This window comes from Streptomyces sp. MUSC 14 (genome assembly GCF_001866675.1).
GTDB lineage: Bacteria > Actinomycetota > Actinomycetes > Streptomycetales > Streptomycetaceae > Streptomyces.
The window spans coordinates 75,615-98,854 of record NZ_MLYN01000048.1 but is presented as its reverse complement, the minus strand read 5'-3'; the positions used below and the strand labels follow the sequence as shown (position 1 = coordinate 98,854).

19 protein-coding genes and 1 pseudogene are annotated in these 23,240 nt (G+C 73.5%); 8 read left to right on the top strand and 12 right to left on the bottom strand.

Going from position 1 to position 23,240, the window contains the following annotated elements:
• Positions 1-108 precede the first annotated feature (108 nt).
• The 6 genes from BIV25_RS29450 to BIV25_RS29425 form a co-directional block, all read right to left on the bottom strand.
• Positions 109-1,233, bottom strand: coding sequence for a GDSL-type esterase/lipase family protein (locus tag BIV25_RS29450; protein WP_071375484.1), 1,125 nt, complete (start codon positions 1,231-1,233; stop codon positions 109-111).
• 51 nt (positions 1,234-1,284) lie between these two features.
• A complete protein-coding gene (locus BIV25_RS29445) occupies positions 1,285-2,700 on the bottom strand; it encodes a lysine N(6)-hydroxylase/L-ornithine N(5)-oxygenase family protein (RefSeq protein WP_071375483.1) in 1,416 nt (471 codons plus the stop codon).
• Positions 2,697-4,130, bottom strand: coding sequence for an aminotransferase class V-fold PLP-dependent enzyme (locus BIV25_RS29440; protein ID WP_071375482.1), 1,434 nt, complete (start codon positions 4,128-4,130; stop codon positions 2,697-2,699). Before BIV25_RS29440 ends, BIV25_RS29445 begins: the two co-directional genes overlap by 4 nt.
• A gap of 813 nt (positions 4,131-4,943) precedes the next feature.
• A complete protein-coding gene (gene pepN / locus BIV25_RS29435) occupies positions 4,944-7,472 on the bottom strand; it encodes an aminopeptidase N (RefSeq protein WP_071375525.1) in 2,529 nt (842 codons plus the stop codon).
• A gap of 135 nt (positions 7,473-7,607) precedes the next feature.
• Positions 7,608-7,955 carry a chorismate mutase gene (locus tag BIV25_RS29430; RefSeq protein WP_071375481.1) on the bottom strand — a complete coding sequence of 116 codons (348 nt, stop codon included), beginning with the start codon at positions 7,953-7,955 and terminating at the stop codon, positions 7,608-7,610.
• A 33-nt stretch (positions 7,956-7,988) separates the two neighbouring features.
• The gene (locus BIV25_RS29425) at positions 7,989-8,879 is read right to left on the bottom strand and encodes an AraC family transcriptional regulator (RefSeq protein ID WP_071375480.1); all 891 of its coding nucleotides are present in this window, start codon (positions 8,877-8,879) and stop codon (positions 7,989-7,991) included.
• 113 nt (positions 8,880-8,992) lie between these two features.
• Between BIV25_RS29425 and BIV25_RS29420 the strand changes: the two genes are divergently transcribed.
• A complete protein-coding gene (locus BIV25_RS29420; protein ID WP_071375479.1) occupies positions 8,993-10,747 on the top strand; it encodes a beta-galactosidase family protein in 1,755 nt (584 codons plus the stop codon).
• 58 nt (positions 10,748-10,805) lie between these two features.
• The gene (locus BIV25_RS29415; RefSeq protein ID WP_071375478.1) at positions 10,806-11,687 is read left to right on the top strand and encodes a hypothetical protein; all 882 of its coding nucleotides are present in this window, start codon (positions 10,806-10,808) and stop codon (positions 11,685-11,687) included.
• Between the two features lie 325 nt (positions 11,688-12,012).
• Here the strand turns inward: BIV25_RS29415 and BIV25_RS29410 are convergent, their stop codons facing one another.
• Positions 12,013-12,918 (bottom strand): SDR family oxidoreductase, encoded by a 906-nt coding sequence (locus BIV25_RS29410; RefSeq protein WP_071375477.1) that lies wholly within the window; start codon positions 12,916-12,918, stop codon positions 12,013-12,015.
• Positions 12,915-13,697, bottom strand: a complete 783-nt coding sequence (locus BIV25_RS29405; protein WP_256256191.1) for an SDR family oxidoreductase — start codon at positions 13,695-13,697, stop codon at positions 12,915-12,917. The genes BIV25_RS29410 and BIV25_RS29405 overlap by 4 nt, the downstream gene beginning before the upstream one ends.
• An 86-nt stretch (positions 13,698-13,783) precedes the next feature.
• Between BIV25_RS29405 and BIV25_RS29400 the strand changes: the two are divergent.
• From BIV25_RS29400 to BIV25_RS29385, 4 genes and pseudogenes are all read left to right on the top strand, one after another.
• Positions 13,784-14,518: pseudogene (locus tag BIV25_RS29400) on the top strand (enoyl-CoA hydratase family protein); the annotation flags it as partial.
• Between the two features lie 252 nt (positions 14,519-14,770).
• The gene (locus tag BIV25_RS29395) at positions 14,771-15,622 is read left to right on the top strand and encodes a CoA transferase subunit A (protein ID WP_071375476.1); all 852 of its coding nucleotides are present in this window, start codon (positions 14,771-14,773) and stop codon (positions 15,620-15,622) included.
• 26 nt (positions 15,623-15,648) lie between these two features.
• Positions 15,649-16,443 carry a CoA-transferase gene (locus tag BIV25_RS29390; RefSeq protein ID WP_107486389.1) on the top strand — a complete coding sequence of 265 codons (795 nt, stop codon included), beginning with the start codon at positions 15,649-15,651 and terminating at the stop codon, positions 16,441-16,443.
• A 7-nt stretch (positions 16,444-16,450) separates the two neighbouring features.
• Positions 16,451-17,509, top strand: a complete 1,059-nt coding sequence (locus BIV25_RS29385) for a nitronate monooxygenase family protein (protein ID WP_071375474.1) — start codon at positions 16,451-16,453, stop codon at positions 17,507-17,509.
• 151 nt (positions 17,510-17,660) lie between these two features.
• Here the strand turns inward: BIV25_RS29385 and BIV25_RS29380 are convergent, their stop codons facing one another.
• From BIV25_RS29380 to BIV25_RS29370, 3 genes are read right to left on the bottom strand one after another with little or no spacing between them, the layout of a single operon-like run.
• Positions 17,661-18,818, bottom strand: coding sequence for an acetyl-CoA C-acetyltransferase (locus BIV25_RS29380; RefSeq protein WP_071375473.1), 1,158 nt, complete (start codon positions 18,816-18,818; stop codon positions 17,661-17,663).
• 40 nt (positions 18,819-18,858) lie between these two features.
• Positions 18,859-19,470: a TetR/AcrR family transcriptional regulator gene (locus BIV25_RS29375; protein ID WP_071375472.1), complete on the bottom strand. Its 612-nt coding sequence runs from the start codon at positions 19,468-19,470 to the stop codon at positions 18,859-18,861.
• Positions 19,471-19,518: 48 nt separating this feature from the next.
• Positions 19,519-20,304 carry an SDR family oxidoreductase gene (locus BIV25_RS29370; RefSeq protein ID WP_071375471.1) on the bottom strand — a complete coding sequence of 262 codons (786 nt, stop codon included), beginning with the start codon at positions 20,302-20,304 and terminating at the stop codon, positions 19,519-19,521.
• Positions 20,305-20,365: 61 nt separating this feature from the next.
• On the opposite strand from BIV25_RS29370, the gene BIV25_RS29365 reads away from it, so the two are divergent.
• Together BIV25_RS29365 and BIV25_RS29360 are read left to right on the top strand one after the other, a co-directional pair.
• Positions 20,366-21,505, top strand: a complete 1,140-nt coding sequence (locus BIV25_RS29365) for an acyl-CoA dehydrogenase family protein (RefSeq protein ID WP_071375470.1) — start codon at positions 20,366-20,368, stop codon at positions 21,503-21,505.
• Positions 21,505-22,479, top strand: a complete 975-nt coding sequence (locus tag BIV25_RS29360) for an acyl-CoA dehydrogenase family protein (RefSeq protein ID WP_071375469.1) — start codon at positions 21,505-21,507, stop codon at positions 22,477-22,479. The genes BIV25_RS29365 and BIV25_RS29360 overlap by 1 nt, the downstream gene beginning before the upstream one ends.
• Before the next feature lie 12 nt (positions 22,480-22,491).
• Here the strand turns inward: BIV25_RS29360 and BIV25_RS29355 are convergent, their stop codons facing one another.
• Positions 22,492-23,223, bottom strand: coding sequence for a VWA domain-containing protein (locus tag BIV25_RS29355; RefSeq protein WP_071375468.1), 732 nt, complete (start codon positions 23,221-23,223; stop codon positions 22,492-22,494).
• Between the last annotated feature and the right edge of the window lie 17 nt (positions 23,224-23,240).

Genomic DNA, 23,240 nt, shown 5'->3' with positions numbered 1-23,240 from the left:
ACTCAACAACCTTTGGGTAAAGGGCCGTTGACAAGTGTTGAATTGTGCGGTCACTCGCTCCGATGAGCGAATTTCTCTGCGGGAAGGCCGGCAGGGCTTCCGGAATCGCTAGAGCCTCAGCAGGGACAGCTCGGCGGCCTCGGCGATGGCCTTCGCGCCGACGTCGTTGACGTGCAGTCCGTCACCGCTGTCGAACTCCTCGCGGATCCGGTCGGGTTCGGCCGGGTCCGCGACGGCGGCGGCGACGTCCAGGATGCCGTCGAAGGGGTGCTCCTCCCCCAGCAGCCAGGCGTTGACCTCGCGGCGGACGGCCTGCCCGGCCTCGCTGTCGTAGCCGTCGTAGACCGCGCCGCGGTACGGGCCGATGGTGGAGCCGACGACGGTCAGCCCGGCGGCGTGCAGCCGGTCGGCGAGGGCGGTGAGTCCGGCGATGAGCGCGTCGGCCGTGGGGGGCTCGCCGGGCTCGGGAAAGGCGATGTGGCCCGGCAGGCCGAGGTCGTTGAGGCCGATGTGGATCAGGACGTGGCTCACGCCCGGCACCGCGAGGACGTCCCGGTCGACGCGGGCGAGGAGGTGCGCGCCGATCTGGTCGGTCAGCAGGCGGTTGCCGGAGATGCCCTGGTTGACGATCCAGCCGCGGGGCAGCCGGCGGCCCAGCTGGGAGGGGAAGCTGTTGTCGAGACCGGGCGTGGTGGCCGCGCCCTCGATCCAGGAGTCCCCGAAGGCGACCGCGATCCGGGTGCCCTCGGGCGCGCGCACGTCGGCGCCGATCCCGAAGTGCCCGGTGGGCACCTCCTCGGCGTCCCGCAGGGTCCGTGCGGTCAGCTGGTCGCCGGGGGCCGCCCGGCCGCTGTCGTACGGCACCGCGGAGAAGGTCGTCAAGCCGGTGTCACCGGGCAGATAGAGGCCGACCGTGAGCACGTGGCCCGCGGCGACGGGCCGCTCGACCGGGTCGGAGACGAGGTCCCCGCCGACCGGGACCGTGACGGTCCCGGTCCCGTCGAAGGTGAGCGGGGTGTCGATCCCGTCGCCCCGAAGATGCGCGCCGCCGATCTCCAGTGGCTCCTTGCCGTAACGGTTGCTGAGGGTGATCCGTACCGCCTCACCTCCTCCGGCCAGCCGCAGGGTCTGTCGTACGGTCTGGTCGGTGAAGCCCCGGCTCCGGAAGAGCGCGAAGTCCTCGTCGGGGTCGATGACGGCGGTGCGGTGGGCGGCGATCCATGTCGTGGTCATGGAAACCGCCAACAACGCCGTCGCCGGAGTTCTTCCGGCCCTGCGGGCTTCTCACCTTCCGTCGGCGAGGGGCGTCAGCTGCCGGACGGCCTCCCGGGCCTGCGGCACCCGCGGCAGGCCCTCCTGAAGTCCGAAGGTGGTGAAGGCGGTTCGCTCGGCCAGCGGGTAAGGGTTCTTCCCGGTGAGCGAGTTGAGGATGGTGGCGCTGCGCCAGGCGGCGAGGCCGAGATCGGGCGCGCCGACGCCGTGGGTGTGCAGCTCGGCGTTCTGGACGTAGACCGAGCCGGTCACGGACGGGTCCAGGACGAGCCGGAACTCCTCGTCGATGCGCGGGCGTTCGCTGCTGTCGCGGCGCATGTAGGGGTCGAGGCCGGCGAGGATGCGGTCGAGCGGGCGCTCCCGGTAGCCGGTGGCGAGGACGACGGCGCCGGTGGTGAGCCGGGTGCGGGTGCCCTGCTGGAGGTGTTCCAAATGGAGTTCGACCTGGGTGGTCGCGATCCGGCCGGCCGTGCGGACCCGGACGCCGGGGGTGAGCACGGCGTCCGGCCAGCCGCCGTGCAGGGTGCGCCGGTACAGCTCGTCGTGGATGGCGGCGAGGGTGCCCGCGTCGATGCCCTTGTGCAGCTGCCACTGGGCGGCGATCAGCCGGTCGCGGACTGGCTCGGCGAGGGCGTGGAAGTAGCGCGTGTAGTCGGGGGTGAAGTGCTCCAGGCCCAGCTTGGAGTACTCCATCGGCGCGAACGCCTCACTGCGGCCGATCCAGTGCAGCCGCTCGCGGCCCGCCGGGCGGTGGCGCAGCAGGTCGAGGAAGACCTCGGCGCCGGACTGTCCGGAGCCGACGACGGTGACGTGTTCGGCGGCCAGGACGGCGGCGCGGTGGTCCAGGTAGTCGGCGGCGTGGACGATCGGCACCCCCGGGGCGTCCACCAACGGCTTGAGCGCGTCGGGCACATGGGGTGCGGTGCCGACGCCGAGGACGATGTTGCGCGTGTACGTACGGCCCAGGGCCTCGGCTTCGCCCTCGGCGTCGAGCTGGGCGAAGTCGACCTCGAACACGTCCCGTTCGGGGTTCCAGCGCACCGAGTCGACCTGGTGGCGGAAGGACAGCCCCGACAGGTTCTGCGCGACCCAGCGGCAGTAGGCGTCGTACTCGGCGCGCTGGATGTGGAAGCGCTCGGCGAAGTAGAAGGGGAAGAGCCGTTCGCGGGACCGCAGGAAGCTCAGGAAGCTCCAGGGGCTGGTGGGGTCGGCCAGGGTCACCAGGTCGGCGAGGAACGGGACTTGGATGGTGGCGCCCTCGATGAGCAGGCCGGGGTGCCAGTCGAAGCCCGGGCGCTGTTCGTAGAACACGGCGTCGAGTTCGGCGAGCGGGTCGGCGAGCGCGGCCAGGGAGAGGTTGCAGGGGCCGATGCCGATGCCGACGAGGTCGCGGGGGGAGTCGGGCTCGTGGCGTGGGGGGTTGCTCATGCGGGAGTGCCTTCTTCTGCGGGTTCCGTCCGACCGGCTTCTGCGGGGTTCGCCGGGCGGGCTTGTGTGAGTTCCAGCAGCCGGGTCAGGTCGTCCGGCCGGGTACGGGGGTTGAGGAAGGTGGCCTTGAGCCAGAGCCGGCCGTCGACCCGGGCCCGCCCGAGGACGGCCCGGCCCTCGTGCAGCAGCCAGCGGCGGACGGCGGCCACTGCGTCGTCGCCGGCTGCCGCCGGCCGGAACAGCACCGTGCTGATCACCGGCCGGTCGTACAGCTCGAAGCCGGGGTGTGCGTCGACCAGGGCGGCGAACGCGCGTGCGTGGGCGCAGACTTGGTCGACCAGGGCGCCGAGTCCGGTGCGGCCGAGGGTCTTCAGGGTGACGGCGACCTTGAGGATGTCGGGGCGGCGCGTGGTGCGCAGGGAGCGGCCGAGCAGGTCGGGGAGGCCGGCCTCGGCGTCGTCGTCGGCGTTCAGGTAGTCGGCGCGCTGGTGCAGTGCGGCGAGTTCGGCGGGGCGGGCGAGGGCGAGGAGGCCCGCGGCGACCGGCTGCCAGCCGAGCTTGTGCAGGTCGAGGGTGACGGTGTGGGCGGCTTCGAGTCCGGAGAGCCGGTCGCGGTGCCGGTCGCTGAACAACAGGCCTCCGCCGTAGGCGGCGTCGATGTGCAGCCGGGTGCCGTGGGCGGCGCACAGGCCCGCGATCTCGGGGAGCGGGTCGATGAGGCCGGCGTCGGTGGTGCCGGCGGTGGCGGCGACCAGCAGCGGGCCGGGAAGCGCGGTGAGGGCCGCGTCCAGGGCGGCCGGGTCGAGGACGCCGCTCGGGGCGGGGACGACGACCGGATCGGGCAGGCCGAGGAGCCAGGCGGCACGCGCGAGCGAGTGGTGGGCGTTCGTCCCGCAGACCAGCCGGACGCCGGCGCCGTGTGCCTCGCGGGCGAGCAGCAGGGCGAGTTGGTTGGACTCGGTGCCGCCGGTGGTGACGAGGGCGTCGGCGAGCCCGGCCGCGTGGGCGAGCGCACGGGTGACCGCGGCTTCCAGGACGGAGGCGGCCGGAGCCTGGTCCCAGGAGTCCAGGGACGGGTTGAGCACGCTCGCCGCGAGGTCGGCGGCCGCGGCCACGGCGAGCGGCGGGCACTGCAGGTGGGCCGCGCACAGCGGGTCGGCCGGGTCGGCGGCGCCCTCGGCGAGGACCTGCACGAGGGTGCGCAGGGCGTCGGGATCGCCGTGCTCCGGCAGCGCGTCCCCGAGCACGTCGGCGACGTGCGCCGCGACCGCCTCGGGTCCCCCGGCGGGCAACGGCCCGCCCCGCGCCCGGGCACCGGCCGCGAGCGCGTCGAGGACGGCGGCGAGCAGGGGGCGCAGGGCTGCGGGGCCGTCGGTTCTCCCGGGGCCCGAAGCGAGGGCCGGGGCGGGCAGAGGGTGGTCACCGGGCATCGGCTGTCCTCCGCTTTCGGGCGCTCTCGGGCCGGCCTTCGGTTTCCAGCTTGTACGGGAAGTGGCCCGTGTGTCCCGAAATACCGACGATCAGAACCCGAAAGTGGGTACTGCCGTGCGGGGAAAATGCGTTGGGATTATGCCCGCGGGGTCATGCGCACCAGATCACGCCCGTACACCGAAGTCCGCGGCGTGGTCGCGGGCCCCGGTGAAGGGGCGGGCCGGGGTGCGGGTGGGCGTCTCGACCGTGCCGGTGTCCTCCGGCGCGCAGCGCCGACGGCGCGCGCGAAGGTCCGCGGCAGCCGTTCGAGCATCTGCGGCGGCACGTGCGGGAACCCCTCCGGGGCCGCCTCGCCCGGGTCCCTGCCACGAACGTCAGCTCCCGGCCGACGGCCGCGCCGACCACCGCGACCTGCTCGGCGTCGGTGATCGGCTGCGGTCCGGCCGGCCGGTGCACGGCGCCTTCGTGCCCGCCGTCGAGCAGGGTCCGTTCGGCCACGGCCGCGATGCCGTTCTCGTGGACGGGCGCGGTCCGGGCCCCGCGTGGACGCCGCGGACGGGTGCCCGCGCGGATCTGCGGCGCCCACTGGAGATGGCGTGCAGGACGCGCACGGGATGGGGCTCGTCGGTGCGCTCGGCGATGACGGCGCTGGAGCGCGGGACGAGGTGCCGTACGCCCTGCGCTCGGGCCGCCCGGAGCAACTCGGGCGGCCCGCCTGCGCGTCGAGGCGGAGAGCGCTCGCCCCGGCGAACCGGGCGGGTCGGCCGGGTCGAACCGCACCTCGGTCGGCAAGGGCTCCTGGGACTTCCGTCCTACGCCCCCTGAGCCTCCCCCGTCTCGCGGGGCTCCTCCTGCGCCTCCTGCCCGCCGCGCACGCGCAGGGCGCGGGAGAGGTCGTCGAGGCGGTCGGCGAGGGTGCGGCGCAGGGCCGGGGTGGGATCGGCGTCGCGCAGACAGGCCTCGCCGAGGGTCACGTTCTCGGCGTCGACGGCGTGTGCCGGGAAGGCCCAGCGGGCGGCCGCCTGCGCGATGGCGGGGCCGCGGCGGGCGCTGACGGCGACCGCGTCCGGGTAGAAGCGCGGCACGTACTCCCGTACCAGATCGGCCTGTTCGGGCTGCCAGAAGCCCTGCGCGGTGGCCGTGAAGAGGTAGTTGGACAGGTCGTCGCCCGTGAACATGGCCTCCCAGGCCGCGCGCTTGGCCGCCGGGTCCGGCAGGGCCGCGCGGCAGCGGGCGGCGCCCTCCTGGCCGGTGGCGCTCGGGTCGCGCTCCAGCTCGGCGGCGATCGTGGCCTCGTCGGTGGCGCCGAGGACGGCGAGCCGGGCGAGTATCCGCCAGCGCAGCTCGGGGTCGGTCTCCGGCCCGCCGGGCACCGTGCCGTCGGCGAGCCAGGCGGCGATGGTGTCGGGGTGGGCGGCGACACCGATCAGATGCCGTACGGCGATCAGCCGCAGGCCGGGGTGGTCGCCGTCCTCGGTGCGGCGCAGCAGGTCGCGGCAGAGGGAGGTGAGGGTGGACAGTGCCGCCGGGCGCTCCCGCGCGCTCAGGTACTGGTCGGCGATCTGACCGGAGGCGAAGGCGAGGACGCCCTGGACGAGCGCCAGATCGGTCTCCCGCGGCAGGTGGGCGCGGGCCGTCTCCAGGTAGGCGGCGGGCGGCAGTTCGCCGTCGCGCACGGCGTCCCGCAGGGCGTTCCAGACGACCGCGCGGGAGAGCGGGTCGGGCAGGCCGGACAGTCCGGTGCGCAGCGCCTCGGAGGAGTCGGCGTCGAAGCGGACCTTGGCGTAGGTGAGGTCGCCGTCGTTGAGCAGGAGCAGCGCGGGGCGCTTGCCGAGGGGCTCCGGTTCGCTCTGCGGGACGTCGAGGTCGCGGCGCTCGCGCAGCACCAGGCGGCCCTCGTCGGCGACGTCGCGGTCGTACAGCCCGACGGTGAGGCGGTGCGGGCGGCTGCCCGCGCGGTCGACGGTCAGGGTGAAGGTGCCGTCGGCGGAGGCGATCCGGGAGGTGAGCGTGTCGACGCCGGTGGTGCGCAGCCAGCTGTCGGCCCAGGCGGGGACGTCACGGTCGGTGGCGGAGGCGAGGGAGTCGATGAAGTCGGCGAGGGCGGCGTTGCCGAACTTGTGCCGCGCGAAGTGGGTGTTGATGCCGGCGAGGAAGTCCTTCTCGCCGAGCCAGGCGGCCAGTTGGCGCAGCGCGGAAGCGCCCTTGGCGTAGGAGATGCCGTCGAAGTTGAGCAGCGCGGAGGCGGTGTCGTCGACGTTCTCGGGGGCGACCGGGTGGGTGGTGGGGCGCTGGTCGGCGTCGTAGCCCCAGGTCTTGCGGGTGACGCCGAACTCGGTCCAGGGGTCGGTGAACCGGGTGGCCTCGGCGGTGGTCTGGTAGCCCATGTACTCGGCGAAGGACTCGTTCAGCCAGATGTCGTCCCACCACTTGAGGGTGACGAGGTCGCCGAACCACATGTGGGCCATCTCGTGCGCGATGACCATGGCGCGGGTCTGCCGCTCGGTGTCGGTGACGGCGGAGCGGTAGACGAACTCGTCGCGGAAGGTGACCAGGCCCGGGTTCTCCATCGCGCCCGCGTTGAACTCGGGGACGAACGCCTGGTCGTAGGAGTCGAAGGGGTACGGCTCCTCGAACTTCTCGTGGTACCGGTCGAAGCACGCACGCGTGACCTCGAAGATCTCGTCGGCGTCGGTGTCGAGGTACGGCGCGAGGGAGCGGCGGCAGTGGATGCCGAAGGGCAGTCCGCGGTGCTCGGTGCGCACCGAGTGCCAGGGGCCGGCGGCGACGGCGACCAGGTAGGTCGAGATCAGCGGGGTGGGCGCGGACTGCCAGACCCCGTCGGCGCGCTGCTCGACGACGCCGTTGGCGAGGACGGTCCACCCCTCGGGCGCCCTGACGGAGACCTCGAACACGGCTTTCAGGTCGGGCTGGTCGAAGGCGGCGAAGACACGCTGGACGTCGTCCATGAACATCTGCGTGTAGACGTACGCCTCGCCGTCGCTGGGGTCGGTGAAGCGGTGCATGCCCTCGCCCGTGCGGGAGTAGCGCATGGCCGTGTCGACGCGCAGTTCGTGCTCGCCCGCGGTCAGGTTCTTCAGCGGCAGCCGGCCGTCGGCGAGCGACTCCGGGTCGAGGGGCTGTCCGTCGAGCGTGACCGTGCGCAGCTCTGCGGGCTTCAGCTCGACGAACGTGTCCCCGGCGGACCGCGCGGTGAAGCGGATCGCGGTGCGGGAGTCGAAGGTCTCGTCGCCGGTCGTCAGGTCCAGTTCGACCGTGTACCGGTGGACGTCGAGGAGCTGTGCTCGGAGCTGCGCTTCGTCGCGCGTGAGTACGGACATGCAGCCCATGCTGCCCGATAGCACTGACAGCGGACAGAGCGTAGACCGGTTCGCGGTGTATGTCCGGATAGCCGAACGGGTCCGCCCCGACCTCGCCCTGCCGGACACCGGGGCCGGCGCTCCGGTGTCCCGGGGTCAGTCGTCCACGGACTGGGCGTTGGCGGTGTCCTCGGCGATGCGCTCGTGGTGGCGGATGACCTCGGCGATGATGAAGTTCAGGAACTTCTCGGCGAAGGCCGGGTCGAGCTTGGCGTTCTCGGCGAGGCGGCGCAGCCGCTCGATCTGGCGGGTCTCACGGCCCGGGTCGGCGGGCGGCAGCTGGTGCACGGCCTTGAGCCGGCCGACCTGCTGGGTGGCCTTGAACCGCTCGGCGAGCAGGTGGACGACGGCCGCGTCGATGTTGTCGATGCTGTCGCGCAGCCGCTCCAGTTCCTGGCGGACCTCGGGCTGCATGTCACCGGTGCCGGTGTTGCTGGTGGTCATGGCTGTCAACCCTATGCGGTCGTCGGCCCACGTCTACGGGGTGTCCGGAGAGTGGATCATCGGGGGATCGGCGGGGTCCGGCACCCGGTCGCTCCAGCCGCCGGGGACGACACGGCCCTGCTGGGCGCGGAAGCGGACCGGGGCGAGGCCAGCACGGCGCGTGAAGAGCCGGGAGAAGTAGGCGGGGTCGTCGTAGCCCACGCGGCGTGCGACGGCCGCGACGGGCAGCTCGGTGGCGGCGAGGAGTTCCTTGGCGCGGGCGAGGCGGATGCCGAGCAGGTAGTCCTTGGGGCTGCACCCGGCGGCCCGGCGGACGGCGCCGCGCAGCTCGGCGGGGGTCATGCCGTGCACGCGTGCGTGGTCGGCGACGCTCATCGGGGTGCAGGCGTCCCGGGCGAGGGCCTCCAGCACCTGGTCGCCGTCCGGGGCGAGGTCGGCACGGGCCCGGCGCAGGGCGACGAGGAGTTCGTGCACGGCGGCGCCGGTCTCCACCTCCAGCAGGGGGTTGCCCCGGCGGGCGGCGCGCACGATGCGGGCGACCACCGCACGGGGCCCGGAGGCGTCCGAGAGCGGCACGACGGGCCGGTCCGGCTCTATGTAGCCGAGCTCGGTGTACGTCACGGCGGCGGGCCCTGCGAAGTCGACGAAGCCCTCGTCCCAGCCGGTGCCCGGGTCGGGCGCGTAGTGGTGGGGCACGCCGGGCGTCAGCCAGAGCAGCGCGGGCGCGGTGACGGCCGTACGGCGGCCGTCCGCAGCCCGGTACCAGCCGCCGCCCGAACTGATCACGACGGCCACGTGGTGGTCGAGGGTGCGCGGGCCGACCGTGGGCAGCGCGCCGTGCTGGAGGCCGACGCCGAGACAGACCAGGCCGAGACGGTGGTGAGCGGGAGCGGGGCTGAAGAACCGCATCCAGGTCTGGTACATCGGCGCTCCTCCCGGCATCGGCCACCACGGATTCCCGCCGAGCGGCGTTTTGTCCAAGCACCGCTGATCTTCGTCCATGGCATGGCGCTCCGCCAGGGGCGAGGCTGGGCGACATGAGCGAGTTCACGGTGGGGGAAAGCGATTTCCTGCTGGACGGGCGACCGGTGCGGCTGCTGTCCGGGGCCCTGCACTACTTCCGGGTGCACGAGGCGCAGTGGCGGCACCGGCTGGCGATGCTGCGGGCGATGGGCCTGAACTCCGTGGAGACGTACGTCCCGTGGAATCTGCACCAGCCGCGCCCCGGCACGTTCCGGGACGTACAGGCACTCGGCCGGTTCCTCGACGCGGCCCGGGAGGAGGGCCTGTGGGCGATCGTGCGGCCCGGCCCCTACATCTGCGCCGAGTGGGAGAACGGCGGCCTGCCGGCGTGGCTGACGCACGAGGTGGGCACGCGCGCGCGTACCCGCGACGAACGGTATCTGTCGCATGTACGCGCGTGGTTCCGCCGTCTGCTGCCCGAGATCGTGCCCCGGCAGCTGGACCGCGGCGGCCCGGTGCTCATGGTGCAGGTCGAGAACGAGTACGGCAGCTACGGCAGTGACACCGGCCATCTGGGCGAGCTGGCCGGGCTGCTGCGCGCGGAAGGGGTCACGGTCCCGCTGTGCACCTCGGACGGCCCCGAGGACCACATGCTGACCGGGGGTTCGCTGCCCGGGGTGCTCGCCACGGTGAACTTCGGATCGCACGCACGCGTGGGCTTCGAGGCACTGCGCCGCCACCGCCCCGAGGGCCCGCTGATGTGCATGGAGTTCTGGTGCGGCTGGTTCGACCACTGGTCCGGCGAACACGTCGTACGCGACCCCGACGAGGCCGCGGAGGCGCTGCGGGAGATCCTCGACGCGGGGGCCTCGGTGAACCTGTACATGGCGCACGGCGGCACGAGCTTCGGGGGCTGGGCCGGCGCCAACCGGGGCGGCGAGCTGCACGAGGGCCCGCTGGCGCCGGACGTGACGTCGTACGACTACGACGCCCCGGTCGACGAACAGGGCCGCCCCACCGAGAAGTTCTGGCGCTTCCGCGAGATCCTCGCCGCGTACGGCTCCGGCCCGCTGCCGGAACTTCCGCCGCGGCCGGACGTGTTGGAGACACCGGCCGAGGCGTCACTCACCGGCTGGGCGGGGCTGGACGCCGTACTGGAGACGCTGGGCGGCGAGGAGCGCGCGACGCCCGTGCCGCCGTCCTTCGAGGAGCTGGGGGTCACCCGGGGCCTGGTGCGGTACGCGGTGGACGTGCCGGGGCCGCGGCAGCCGTACCCGCTGAGCGTGCGCGGGCTGCGGGACCTGGCGGCGGTGTACGTCGACGGGGTGCGGGCCGGAGTGCTCACCGAGGAGGAGCCGGCCCTGAAGGAGCCCGTCGCGGGCCCCGCGCGCGTGGAGCTGTGGGCGGAGTCCCTGGGCCGGGTGAACTACGGTCCCCGGCTCGGCGAGGCGAAGGGCGTCACCGGCGGCATCCTGCACGAGCGGCAGTTCCTGCACGGGGTACGCGCGCGTGGGCTGGATCTGGACGCCTTCGACGCCGGCGTGGACGCGGTGCCGTTCGGCCCGCTGCCGCAGGACGGCGCCCCGGGGCTGTACCGGGGCACGCTCGGCGTGCACGGGGCCGGGGACGCCCGGCTGGAGCTGCCCGGCTGGACGCGCGGCTTCGTCTGGATCAACGGCTTCGGTCTCGGCCGCTACTGGTCGGCGGGCCCCCAGCGGTCCCTGTACGTCCCCGGCCCGGTGCTGCGGGAGGGCGACAACGAGCTGTGGGTGCTGGAACTGGAGGAGAACGCCCCGGACCGAAGGGCGCCCCGGCTGTTCCCCGTGTGACCGGCGGCCCGCCGCGCCTAGAGTGGAGAGGAGTTCCGGCGTCATTGGGGGTGCGGACGTGGCGAACGGCGGACCCGTCGAGCACGGCTACCCGCATCTGGAGACGGTGCGGGCCGCGGTCAACGCGCTCTACAAACGGCTGTCCTACGACACCGTCCAGACGTTCTCGACCAGTCTGGCCCCCGCCGACGTGGCCTTCTGCGACACCGACGACCTGCACCTGGGCGCGCAACGCGTGGCCCGCGAGATCGTGCGGCACTTCCGGCTGCCGGACGCGCGGCTGATCGTCGGCTTCCGCGAGATGACCCACGCGGCGAACGTCGAACTGGCGGCGGGCCCCGAGTACTTCGTCGAGCTGAACGACCGTTTCCGCACGCACCGCCGGGACATCGGCGCCGCCCTCGCGCACGAGGTCGCGCACGTCTATCTGCACCGCCTGGACCTCTCCTTCCCGACCACGGCGGAGAACGAGATCCTCACGGACACGGTGACGACCTACCTGGGCGCGGGCTGGCTGCTGCTGGACGCCTTCCGGGAGGACGCGGTCTCCTCGCAGAAGCTCGGCTATCTCACACCCGAGGAGTTCGGCTACGTCCTGGCCAAGCGGGCGCTGCTGTTCCAGGAGGACCCGTCGGTGTGGTTCACCAGCCCGCAGGCCTACACCGCCTACACCAAGGGCATGGTCCAGGCCCGCCGGGACGAGCAGCAGCCACCGCTGACCGGCGCGGGCTGGGCGGGCCGGCGCCGCTACGCCCACGACCGCCGGCACGCGCCCTCCACCGCGCCGGGCGCCTCCTACGCCTTCACCCCCGACCCCGCCGGCCACCTCCGCGTCAGCTTCTCCTGCCCCACCTGCCACCAGCGGATCCGGGTGCCGGTGAAGGGGCGCGTCCGCGCGCGGTGCGGGCTGTGCAGGACGGTGCTGGAGTGCGACACCTAGGGGGTGTCGTCTGGATCAGGCCGACGTCGCGGGCCCTGGCACGTACTCCCCCAGAGGGGGCACCCCCCGGCCGCGTTGTCGTCGATCGCAGACTCCCCCACGCTCGGCCTCTCCCTCACGCTCGGCTTCTCCCCCACGCTCGGCTCCGTTTGAGCGGGAGGGGCCCCAGCGGGGGGACCCCATGACCCCGCTCGGGTCGGGCGGCAGGCGCCGTTCCTCACGGCCGGCCTGATCCGAGGACGCCCCCTAGCCCCTTTCACCGGCCTGCCCACCCGACCGCCCCCTGCACCCGCTGCCCCTCCGGCGGGCCGGAGCCCCGAGGGGTTCAGGCGCCGTACACCGGCCCCGGTTCCTGCGCCGCCGCCAGGAGTTCGCGCGCCGTCTCGCCCGCCTCGGCCGGGGTCCGGCGGGCTCCCTTGTCGGCGGTGGGTCCCGGCCGCCAGCCCTCCATGACCGTGATCCGGCCGCCCTCCGCCTCGAACACCCGGCCCGTCACGCCCTCGCTCGCGGCCGAGCCCAGCCAGACCACGAGCGGGGAGACGTTCCCCGGCGCCATGACGTCGAAACCGGTCTCCGGAGCCGCCATCGTCTCCGCGAAGGTGCGCTCCGTCATACGGGTGCGGGCGGCGGGCGCGACGGCGTTGACCTGGACGCCGTAGCGGGCCAGCTCGGCCGCCGCGACCAGGGTCAGGCCGACGATCCCGGCCTTGGCCGCGCTGTAGTTGCCCTGCCCGACCGAGCCCAGCAGGCCGGCGCCGCTGCTGGTGTGGACGACCCGGGCCACCGGCGTGCGCCCGGCCTTGGCCTCGGCCCGCCAGAGCGCGGCCGCGTGCTTCAGCGGCAGGAAGTGCCCCTTGAGGTGGACGCGGATCACGGCGTCCCAGTCGTCCTCGTCGAGATTGACCAGCATCCGGTCGCGCAGGAACCCGGCGTTGCTGACGAGCGTGTCGAGCCGGCCGTACGCCTCCAGCGCCGTCCGGACCAGGGACGCGGCGCCCTCGGCCGTGGCGATGTCGCCGCCGTGCGCCACCGCCTCGCCGCCGGCGGCCCGGATCTCCGCGACGACGGTCTCGGCCGGGCTCTTCGCGTCGCGGGCTCCGTCCAGCCCGACGCCCAGATCGTTGACGACCACCCGAGCCCCCTCGGCCGCGAAGGCGAGGGCGTGCGCGCGGCCGAGACCGCGGCCGGCGCCGGTGACGACGACGACCCGGTCGTCGCAGAGTGCGCTCATCTCACATCTCCCGGTTGACGGTTGGCTGTTGTGGCGTCGAGGAAGGCGGGCCGCTCCCCGCCGCCGTGCACGTGCAGGCACGCCCCACTGATGTAGGCGGCCGCGCCGGAGGCGAGGAAGACCGCCGCGCCGCCGACGTCGGCGGGGACGGCGAGCCGGCCGAGCGGGACGGTGCGGGAGACGGCGGCGACGCCGTCCGGGCCGCCGTAGTGCAGATGTGCCAGTTCGGTGCGGACCATGCCGACCACGAGCGTGTTGACGCGGACCTCGGGCGCCCACTCCACGGCCATGGACGCGGCCAGGTTCGCCAGACCCGCCTTGGCAGCGCCGTACGCGGCCGAGCCGGGCGAGGGCCGGGTGCCGCTGACGCTGCCGACCATCACGACCGAGCCCCGGCTGCGCCGCAGGTGCTCGTACGCGGCGAGGGACGCGGTCAGCGGGGCGATCAGATTCAGCTCGACGACCCTGGCGTGCCGCTCGGCGTCGGCGTCGGCCAGCAGCCGGTACGGGGTGCCTCCGGCGTTGTTGACGAGCACGTCCAGCCGGGGCAGACCGGCGAAGAAGTCCCGCACGGCAGCCGGATCACGCAGGTCGAGAGGGGCGAACTCGACACCCTCGACAGGGAGTTCCGGCGGACGGCGGGCACAGGCCAGGACACGGGCTCCGGCCTCGGCAAAGGCCCTCGCTATCCCGGCACCGACGCCGCGGGTGCCGCCGGTGACCACCACGGTGGCGGCGCGCGACGCGTCGCCCCAAGGGCGCACCGTCGAGTTATCCACAGGGCCTCCCGCTTGTCCGCGCAGGCTGCTAGCTTCGGAGCCATCGCACCTAACAAATGTTTGGTGGAAAGGTAGCTGATGCGGCCATGGGTGTCTCCCGTTCGTCCCCGGAAAAAGGGATTTCCGTCGTCACGGTCGACTTCCCGCCGGTGAACGCGCTGCCGGTGCGCGGCTGGTCCGAGCTGGCCGCGGCCGTGCGCGAATCCGGCCTCGACGCGGACGTCCGCTGTGTCGTGCTGGCCGCCGAGGGCCGGGGGTTCAACGCGGGCGTGGACATCAAGGAGATACAGGCAGCCGGCCAGGAGGCCCTGATCGGCGCCAACCACGGCTGCGCCGAGGCCTTCGCGGCGGTGTACGAGTGCGCGGTCCCGGTGGTCGCGGCGGTGCAGGGCTTCTGTCTGGGCGGCGGCATAGGCCTGGTGGGCAACGCTGACGCGATCGTGGCGAGCGAGGACGCCGTCTTCGGACTGCCCGAGCTGGACCGGGGCGCGCTGGGCGCCGCGACCCATCTGGCCCGGCTGGTCCCGCAGCACCTGATGCGCGTCCTGTACTACACGGGGCGCACGGCGAGCGCCGACGAACTGCACCGGCACGGCTCGGTGTGGCGGGTGGTGCCACGGCCGGAACTGCGGGAGGCGGCACTGGCGCTGGCGCGCGAGATCGCCACGAAGGACGGCCGGCTGCTGCGCATGGCGAAGGCCGCGATCAACGGCATCGACCCGGTCGACGTCCGCCGCAGCTACCGCTTCGAGCAGGGTTTCACCTTCGAGGCCAACCTCAGCGGACTGGCCGACCGGGTCCGCGACACGTTCGGAACGGGCGAGGGGCGCGGCGGGGTCGGCAGGGGCGGCACGGCCGACCGGAGCAGCACGGCCGACCGGGGCGACTCCGCCGACGAGAGCGGCGGGGGCGCCAGCGGCAGTACAGCCGGCAGGGGCGGCGCGGCCGAGAGCGGGGGCGCGGCCGACGGGAGCGGCACGGCCGGCAGGGGCGGTGCGGCCGAAGACGGCGTCGCGGCCGGAAACGGTGGCGCGACAGCGAGGAGCGACACGTCAGGGAAGGAGGGCGCATAGGTGGGCGACAAGACGATGAGCGCCGACGAGGTGGTCTCCCGGCTGCAGAGCGGGATGACCCTCGGCATCGGCGGCTGGGGATCGAGGCGCAAGCCGATGACGCTGGTCAGAGCCCTGCTACGCACGGACATCACGGACCTGACGGTCGTGTCGTACGGCGGCCCGGACGTCGGGATGCTGGCCGCGGCCGGCCGGGTCCGCAAACTGGTCACCGCTTTCGTCACCCTCGACTCGATCCCGCTCGAACCGCACTACCGGGCGGCGCGCGAGCGGGCGGGGTTCGAGCTGACGGAGGTCGACGAGGGAATGTTCCTGTCGGGCCTGCGCGCGGCGGCGCACCGGCTGCCCTTCCTGCCGGTGCGGGCGGGCCTCGGCTCGGACGTCATGCGGATCAACCCGCACCTGAAGACGGTCACGTCGCCGTACGAGGACGCGGAGACGCTGGTGGCGATGCCCGCCCTGCGGATGGACGCGGCCCTCATCCACATGAGCCGCGCCGACCGGCTGGGCAACGGGCAGTACCTGGGCCCTGATCCCTACTTCGACGACCTGTTCTGCGCGGCGGCGGACGCGGCCTACGTCTCCTGCGAACAGATCGTGGACACAGCCGAGCTGACCAAGGCGGCGCCTCCACAGTCGCTGCTGCTCAAGCGCCTCGCCGTGACCGGCGTGGTGGAGGCGCCGAACGGCGCGCACTTCACATCCTGCGCGCCGGACTACGACAGGGACGAGGAGTTCCAGCGGCTCTATGCCACCACGCCCTGGCCGGAGTTCGCCGAGCGGTTCCTCGGCCCGGACGAGGAGGCCTACCGGGCGGCGGTGCGGAAGTGGCGGAAGGAGCAGGCGCGATGAGCACATCCGAGACGAACACACCAGGGATGAACACATCGGAAACGCACGCACCGGGGACTGCGGGCGCACGGGCCCCCCTTCCCCCGCCCACCCGCGCCGAGTACTGCGTGATCGCCTGCGCCGAGGCCTGGCGCGGGGCCGGAGAGATCCTGGCGAGCCCGATGGGTCTGATCCCCTCTCTGGGGGCGCGGCTGGCCCGGCTCACCTTCGCGCCGGACCTGCTGCTGACCGACGGCGAGGCCCTGCTGGTCGGCCCGGACGGCACGCCCGAGGGCTGGTTGCCGTACCGGCAGCATCTGGAGCTGGTGGCGGGCGGGCGCCGGCACGTGATGATGGGCGCGAGCCAGATCGACCGGTACGGCAACCAGAACATCTCCTGCATCGGCGACTGGTCACACCCCCGCCGCCAGCTGCTCGGGATGCGCGGTGCGCCGCTCAACACACTCAACAATCCGACGAGTTACTGGATCCCGAGACACTCCCGCCGGGTGTTCGTGGAGCAGGTGGACGTGGTGTGCGGAGTGGGGTACGACCGGGCGGCCGGGCTGGGCGGCGCCGCTCGCTTCCACGCCCTCGGGCGGGTGGTGTCCGACCTCGGCGCCTTCGACTTCGCCACCCCCGACCACTCCATGCGGCTGGCCTCGCTGCATCCCGGGGTGAGCGTGGAGCAGGTGCGGGAGGCGACGGGTTTCGCGCTCACCGTGCCGGACGAGGTGTCCCGCACCCGGGAGCCGGAGGAGGCGGAACTGCGGCTGATCCGCGAGGTGCTGGACCCCGCCGGAGCGCGGATGCGTGAGGTGCCCGAGGCGGCGAGGGGGTGAGGGGCGGATGGAGACCGCACTGACCCGGCTGGTCGGCATACGGCATCCGGTCGTGCAGACCGGGATGGGCTGGGTGGCCGGCCCCCGGCTGGTCTCGGCGGCGGCGAACGCCGGCGCGCTCGGCATCCTGGCCTCGGCCACGATGACGCCCGGTCACCTACGGGATGCGATACGGGAGGTGAGGTCGCGCACCGACGCGCCGTTCGGCGTGAATCTGCGGGCCGACGCGGGCGACGCGGCCGACCGGGTGGAGATCATGCTGGCGGAGGGTGTCCGGGTGGCCTCCTTCGCCCTGGCACCCTCGGCCGGGCTGATCGCCCGGCTGAAGGAGGCAGGCGTGGTCGTCATCCCGTCCGTCGGGGCGCGGCGGCATGCGGAGAAGGTCGCTGCGTGGGGTGCGGACGCGGTGATCGTGCAGGGCGGCGAGGGCGGCGGGCACACCGGCGAGGTGGCGACGAGCGTGCTGCTGCCGCAGGTCGTGGACGCGGTGGACATACCGGTGGTGGCGGCGGGCGGCTTCTTCGACGGGCGGGGCCTGGTGGCGGCGCTGTCGTACGGGGCGGCCGGGGTGGCGATGGGCACGCGGTTCCTGCTCACCTCCGATTCGACGGTGCCGGACGCGGTGAAGGCCCGCTATCTCGCCGCGACGGTCCGGGACATCACGGTCACCCGGGCGGTGGACGGCCTGCCGCACCGGATGCTGCGCACGGACCTGGTGGTCGCGCTGGAGCGGTCGGGCCGGATCCGGGCCCTGGCCCACGCGCTGCGGAAGGCGGCCGGCTTCCGGCGGCTGTCGGGGCTCAGCTGGCGGGCGATGGTGCGGGACGGCCTGGCCATGAAGCACGGAAAGGAGCTGAGCTGGAGCCAGGTGCTGCTGGCGGCGAACACGCCGATGCTGTTGAGATCCGCGATGGTGGACGGCCGTACGGATCTCGGGGTGATGGCGTCCGGGCAGGTCGCCGGGGTGATCGACGACCTGCCGTCGTGCGCGGAGCTGGTGGAGCGGATCGCGAAGGAGGCGGAGGAGGTGCTGGCCCACCTGGCGGGACTCAGAGGCGTTCGATGATCGTCACGTTGGCCTGGCCGCCGCCCTCGCACATGGGCACCCTCCCCGACGGCCTCCTCGCACTGCTCGGCCCCGGGGGCCTCCCAGGCTTCGGAGGCCTGCGCCGGACTCCGTCCGCCGACGGGGCATGACCGCTCTCTCGCCGCCGCGGTCACAGGCGTTCGATGATCGTCACGTTGGCCTGGCCGCCGCCCTCGCACATGGTCTGGAGGCCGTAGCGGCCGCCGGTGCGTTCCAGTTCGTGGAGCAGGGTCGTCATCAGGCGGACGCCGGTCGCGCCGAGGGGGTGGCCGAGGGCGATCGCGCCGCCGTTGACGTTGACCTTGGCGGGATCGGCGCCGGTCTCCTTCAGCCAGGCCAGGACGACCGGCGCGAAGGCCTCGTTGATCTCCACGAGGTCGATGGCGTCCAGCGCGAGGCCGGTCTTCTTCAGGGCGTGGGCGGTTGCCGGGATCGGCGCGGAGAGCATGCGGATCGGGTCCTCGCCGCGCACGGAGAGGTGGTGGACGCGGGCGCGGGGGCGCAGCCCGTGCTCGCGGACGGCGTGCTCGGAGGCGAGCAGCATGGCCGCGGCGCCGTCGGAGACCTGGGAGGAGCAGGCCGCGGTGATGGTGCCGCCGTCGAGGACGGGTTTCAGCGTGGCCATCTTCTCCAGGGAGGTGTCGCGGCGGGGGCCCTCGTCCACGGCGACCTCGCCGTGGGGGACGGTCTCGCGCTCGAAGCGGCCGGTGTCGAGGGCGTGGAGGGCCCGCCGGTGCGAGCGCAGGGCGAACTCCTCCTGGTCCTCGCGGCTGATGCCCCACTTGGCGGCGATCATCTCGGCGCCGGCGAACTGGTTGACGGGCTGGTCGCCGTAGCGGGCGCGCCAGCCGGGGCTGCCGAGGAAGGGACCGTCGGTGAGGCCGAGGGGGGCGGCGGCCTGCCGGGAGGCGAAGGCGATGGGGATCTGGGACATGTTCTGCACCCCGCCGGCGATCACCAGGTCCTGGGTGCCGGAGAGCACGGCCTGCGCGGCGAAGTGCACGGCCTGCTGGGAGGAGCCGCACTGCCGGTCGACGGTCACGCCCGGCACCTCCTCCGGCAGGCCCGCGGCCAGCCAGCAGGTGCGGGCGATGTCCCCGGCCTGCGGCCCCACCGCGTCCAGACAGCCGAAGACCACGTCCTCCACGGCAGCCGGGTCGACCCCGGACCGCCGCACCAGCGCGGTGAGCACGTGTGCGCCCAGGTCGGCCGGGTGGACCGCGCTGAGCCCTCCCCCGCGCCGCCCGACGGGCGTGCGGACCGCTTCGACGATGTAGGCCTCGGCCATGACAACTCCCTCACAGGAAAGGGGCGTGACGCAGACGGTGTCACTCGCGTACGGCGATCCCGTCCAGCACCATCGACAGGTACTGGCGGGCGATCTCCTCCGGGCTGTGGTGTCCGCCGGGCCGGTACCAGGAGGCGGCGACCCAGACGGTGTCGCGGACGAACCGGTAGGTGAGGCGGACGTCCAGGTCGGCGCGGAAGACGTGCTCGGCCACGCCGCGCTCCAGCGTGGCCAGCCAGGCCTTCTCGAACCGGCGCTGGGACTCGGCGAGAAACGCGAACCGGTCCTGGGCCACGAGCTGCCGGCTCTCCTTCTGGTAGATGGCGACGGCCGCGCGGTGCCGGTCGATCTCCCGGAAGGACTCGGTGACCAGGGCCTCCAGTGTCTCGCGGGGCCCGAGCGCGGAGTCGAGGACGGTGTCGTAACCGTCCCACAGCTCGTCGAGGAAGGTCCGCAGGATCTCCTCGAGCATCGACTCCTTGGAGTCGAAGTGGTAGTACAGGCTGCCCGCGAGCATCCCGGCGTGGTCGGCGATCTTGCGGACGGTGGTGGCGTTGTAGCCGTGCTCGGCGAAGACCTCGGCGGCGGTGGTGAGGAGTTCGCCGCGGCGGGCCGCTGCCGGGGTCACCTGGGGCTTCTTCTTGGTCGGCACGGACCCATTCTGGTACCGGACCCCGTCCCGGCGCCGGGCCCGGTGGGTCTAGGCATGCTGGCTGCTGACGGAGACGACCTCGCCGGTCAGGTACGAGGAGTAGCCGGACGCCAGGAACACGATCACGTTGGCCACCTCCCAGGGTTGCGCCCAGCGTCCGAAGGCCTCCCGTCCGGTGAGTTCCTCCAGCAGTTCGGCGGAGGTGACCTTCACCAGGTGGGGGTGCATGGCGAGGCTGGGGGCGACCGCGTTGACCCGGACGCCGTAGGCGGCGGCCTCGATCGCCGCGCAGCGGGTCAGCGCCATCACTCCGGCTTTGGCGGCGGCGTAGTGCGCCTGCCCGGCCTGGGCGCGCCAGCCGACGACGGAGGCGTTGTTGACGATCACCCCACCGCCGGTCTCGCGCAGGGACCGCAGGGCGGCGCGCGTGCAGCGGAAGGTGCCGTTCAGGGTCACGTCCAGCACCCGGGACCACTGCTCGTCGGTCATGTCGACGAGGTCCGAAGTGCCACCCAGGCCCGCGTTGTTGACGACGATGTCGAGTCCGCCGTGCGCCTCCGCGGCCGTCTCGAACAGGGTCCGCACCTGGGCCTCGTCGGTGACGTCGCACGGCACCGCCGCCACCCGGCCCGGGAACTTGCGGCTCAGCTCGCTCTCGTACTCCTTCAGCCGGCGCGTGTGCGCGTCGCTGATCAGTACGCGTGCGCCCTCTTCCAGGAAGCGGTGCGCGGTCGCCCCGCCGATGCCGGCGCCGGCCGCCGCGGTGATGACGGCGGTGCGGCCCCGGAGCAGTCCGTGCCCGGCGACGTAGGCCGGGCTCTCGACGCCTGTCATAGGGTCACGCTAACCTACCAAACACTTGTTAGGGAAGACGCCGGAGAAAGGGGCAGCCGCCGTGGACCTGACCCATTCCGAAGCCGACGAGGAGTTCCGCGCCGAGGCCCGCGCCTGGCTCCGGGCGCATGTGCCGCGCACGCCGCTGCCGTCCCTGGAGACGGCGGAGGGCTTCGCGGCACACCGCGCCTGGGAGGCCGAACTGGCCGCGGACCGCTGGTCGGTGGTGTCCTGGCCGCGGCGGTACGGCGGCCGGGACGCCGGTCTGCTGCGCTGGCTGGTCTTCGAGGAGGAGTACTGGGCGGCGGGCGCGCCGGGCCGGGTCGGGCAGAACGGCGTCAGCCTGCTCGCACCGACGCTCTTCGACCACGGCACGCAGGAGCAACGCGCGCGCGTGCTGCCCCCGATGGCCACCGGCGAGGTCGTCTGGGCGCAGGCCTGGTCCGAGCCGGAGGCGGGCTCCGACCTCGCCTCGCTCACCTCCCGGGCGGTGCGGACGGACGGCGGCTGGCGCTTGCGCGGGCAGAAGACCTGGTCTTCGCGGGCGGCCTTCGCGGACCGGGCCTTCGGGCTGTTCCGCAGTCACCCCGACGCGCCGAAACCCCACCAGGGGCTCACCTACCTGATGTTCGACCTGTGCGCACCCGGTGTCACCGTCCGCCCCGTCGGCCGCCTGGACGGCAGACCGGCCTTCGCGGAGCTGTTCCTGGACGACGTGTTCGTCCCGGACGAGGACGTGATCGGCGAGCCCGGCCAGGGCTGGCGGATCGCGATGTCCACGGCGGGCAACGAACGCGGGCTCACCCTGCGCTCCCCGGGCCGCTTCCTCGCCGCGGCCGGCCGGCTGGCCGAGCTGTGGCGGGAGCGCGGCTGCCCCGAGCACGCACGCGCGCGCGTGGCCGACGCCCTGATCGGCGCCCGCGCCTACCAGCTGTTCACCTACGCGGCCGCATGCCGCTTCCTGGAGGGCGAGCGGCTCGGCCCCGAGTCCAGCATGAACAAGGTGTTCTGGTCCGAGCTGGACCTCGCGCTGCACGAGACGGCGCTCGATCTGCTGGACGCCGAGGGCGAGTCGGCCGACTCCGACTGGTCCGAGGGGTACGTGTTCGCGCTCGCCGGGCCCATCTACGCCGGTACCAACGAGATCCAGCGGGACATCGTCGCCGAGCGGCTGCTCGGCCTGCCGAAGGGACGCCGCTGATGCGCTTCCTGCCCGATGCCGAGCAGCGTGCCTTCACCGACTCGCTGCACGCGATGCTGACGGCGGCGGACACCCCGGCGGTGATCCGCGACTGGAGCCGCGGCGACCATGCGAGCGGGCGCGCGCTGTGGCGCCGCCTCGCCCGGGCAGGGGTGTTCGGCCTGGCGGTGCCGGAGGAGCACGGTGGCCTGGGGCGGCATCCGGTGGAACTGGCCCTGGCCTTCGTGGAGTTGGGGCGACATGCGGTGCCGGGCCCGCTGGCGGAGACGGTCGCGGCGGCCGTGCTCCTTGCCGAACCCCGGCTCGCGAAGCGGTTCCTGCCCGGCCTCCTGGCGGGTACGGACCTCGCGACGACGACGGTGCCGAACGGACCGGCCCTCGACGGCGACGCGGCCGCGGTCCGCCTCGCCCGCACCCCCGACGGGCTGCGCCTGGCCTCCGCCGGCCCGGTGCGCCGTTCACTCGACCCCGCCCGCCGCCTGACCCCGCTCGCGCCGGACGGCGAACTCCTCGATCCCGGCCCGCCGTTCGCCCTCGCGCTCACCTGGGCCCGGCTGGCCGTCGCCGCCCAGGCCCTCGGGGTCGGGCTCGCGCTGCTCGACCGCACGGTCGCGTATGTCGGCCGGCGCAGCCAGTTCGGCGTCCCCGTCGGCTCGTTCCAGGCGGTCAAGCACCGCCTCGCCGACTCCGCGACGGCGCTGCAGTTCGCGCGCCCGCTGCTGTTCGGCGCGGCGATATCGCTGCGCCCGGCGGACGTGGCCGCCGCCAAGCTCACGGCCTGCGAGGCGGCGTACACGACGGCCCGTACGGCGCTGCAACTGCACGGCGCGATCGGCTACACCGCCGAGTACGACCTGTCCCTGTGGCTGACCAAGGCCCGCGCGCTGCGCGCCGCGTGGGGCACGCCCGAGGAGTGCCGGGAGGTGTTCCTACAGGACGCGCTCAAGACGTCGGCGCCCGCGGACTCGCCCTGACCGGCGGCCGGTTCAGGCGGCGGGCGGCCGGACGATCCCGGCGGCTCGGGCGGCGGCCAGCCACTGCGGGAATTCTCCGACGAGCCGGTCGTACAGCTCGGCGTCGGACAGGCGCCGCGGGTCCTCGCCGGCATGGAAGAAGCCGGCGTTGTCCACGATCCGCTTGCCGGGGACGGCCAGCTCGTCCAGTTTCCGCAGGAAGTCGAACTGCCGGCTGCCCGGGTCGCCGAAGCCGACGAACTGCCAGAACAGCGGGAGTTTCGCCGCCTTGCACAGATACCGCTCGGCGGCGGGCCGGCTGATCGGGCCGCCGTCGGTCTGGAAGACGACCAGGGCGGGGTCGGTGGCGCCGCTGTCCAGGTAGTGGTCGATGACGGCGTCCATCGCCAGGTGGTAGCTGGTCTTCCCCATGTGTCCGAGCCCGGCCGCGATCCGCTGGACGGCGCCCTCGTGGCGGTCGAGGGCGATGTCGGTGACCGCGTCGACGTCCGTGGAGAAGAACACCACCGGCACCCGCCCGTCGTCGTCCAGGTGCGCGGACAGCCCCAGCACCCGGTCGGCGAGCGCCTGGACGCTGCCGTCCTGGTAGTACGGCCGCATGGAGCCGGAGTGGTCCAGCACGAGGTAGACGGCGGCGCGCTGCCCGTCCAGGCCGTGCTCGCGCAGGGACACGCCGGCGGTCTTGTACAGGCTGACCAGCGCCGGAGCCGTCTCCTCCACCTTGCGCAGGCTGATCGCGGTCATGCTTTCCCCTCGGCTGT

Excerpts from the sequence above, each read along its gene's own strand:
- BIV25_RS29360 (WP_071375469.1), top strand. The coding sequence starts at position 21,505 with ATGCGCTTCCTGCCCGATGCCGAGCAGCGTGCCTTCACCGACTCGCTG.
- BIV25_RS29430 (WP_071375481.1), bottom strand. The coding sequence starts at position 7,955 with ATGACCACCAGCAACACCGGCACCGGTGACATGCAGCCCGAGGTCCGC.
- BIV25_RS29445 (WP_071375483.1), bottom strand. The coding sequence starts at position 2,700 with ATGAGCAACCCCCCACGCCACGAGCCCGACTCCCCCCGCGACCTCGTC.
- pepN (WP_071375525.1), bottom strand. The coding sequence starts at position 7,472 with ATGTCCGTACTCACGCGCGACGAAGCGCAGCTCCGAGCACAGCTCCTC.
- BIV25_RS29370 (WP_071375471.1), bottom strand. The coding sequence starts at position 20,304 with ATGACAGGCGTCGAGAGCCCGGCCTACGTCGCCGGGCACGGACTGCTC.
- BIV25_RS29380 (WP_071375473.1), bottom strand. The coding sequence starts at position 18,818 with ATGGCCGAGGCCTACATCGTCGAAGCGGTCCGCACGCCCGTCGGGCGG.
- BIV25_RS29410 (WP_071375477.1), bottom strand. The coding sequence starts at position 12,918 with ATGAGCGCACTCTGCGACGACCGGGTCGTCGTCGTCACCGGCGCCGGC.
- BIV25_RS29425 (WP_071375480.1), bottom strand. The coding sequence starts at position 8,879 with ATGTACCAGACCTGGATGCGGTTCTTCAGCCCCGCTCCCGCTCACCAC.
- BIV25_RS29390 (WP_107486389.1), top strand. The coding sequence starts at position 15,649 with ATGAACACATCGGAAACGCACGCACCGGGGACTGCGGGCGCACGGGCC.
- BIV25_RS29450 (WP_071375484.1), bottom strand. The coding sequence starts at position 1,233 with ATGACCACGACATGGATCGCCGCCCACCGCACCGCCGTCATCGACCCC.
- BIV25_RS29385 (WP_071375474.1), top strand. The coding sequence starts at position 16,451 with ATGGAGACCGCACTGACCCGGCTGGTCGGCATACGGCATCCGGTCGTG.
- BIV25_RS29440 (WP_071375482.1), bottom strand. The coding sequence starts at position 4,130 with ATGCCCGGTGACCACCCTCTGCCCGCCCCGGCCCTCGCTTCGGGCCCC.
- BIV25_RS29420 (WP_071375479.1), top strand. The coding sequence starts at position 8,993 with ATGAGCGAGTTCACGGTGGGGGAAAGCGATTTCCTGCTGGACGGGCGA.
- BIV25_RS29355 (WP_071375468.1), bottom strand. The coding sequence starts at position 23,223 with ATGACCGCGATCAGCCTGCGCAAGGTGGAGGAGACGGCTCCGGCGCTG.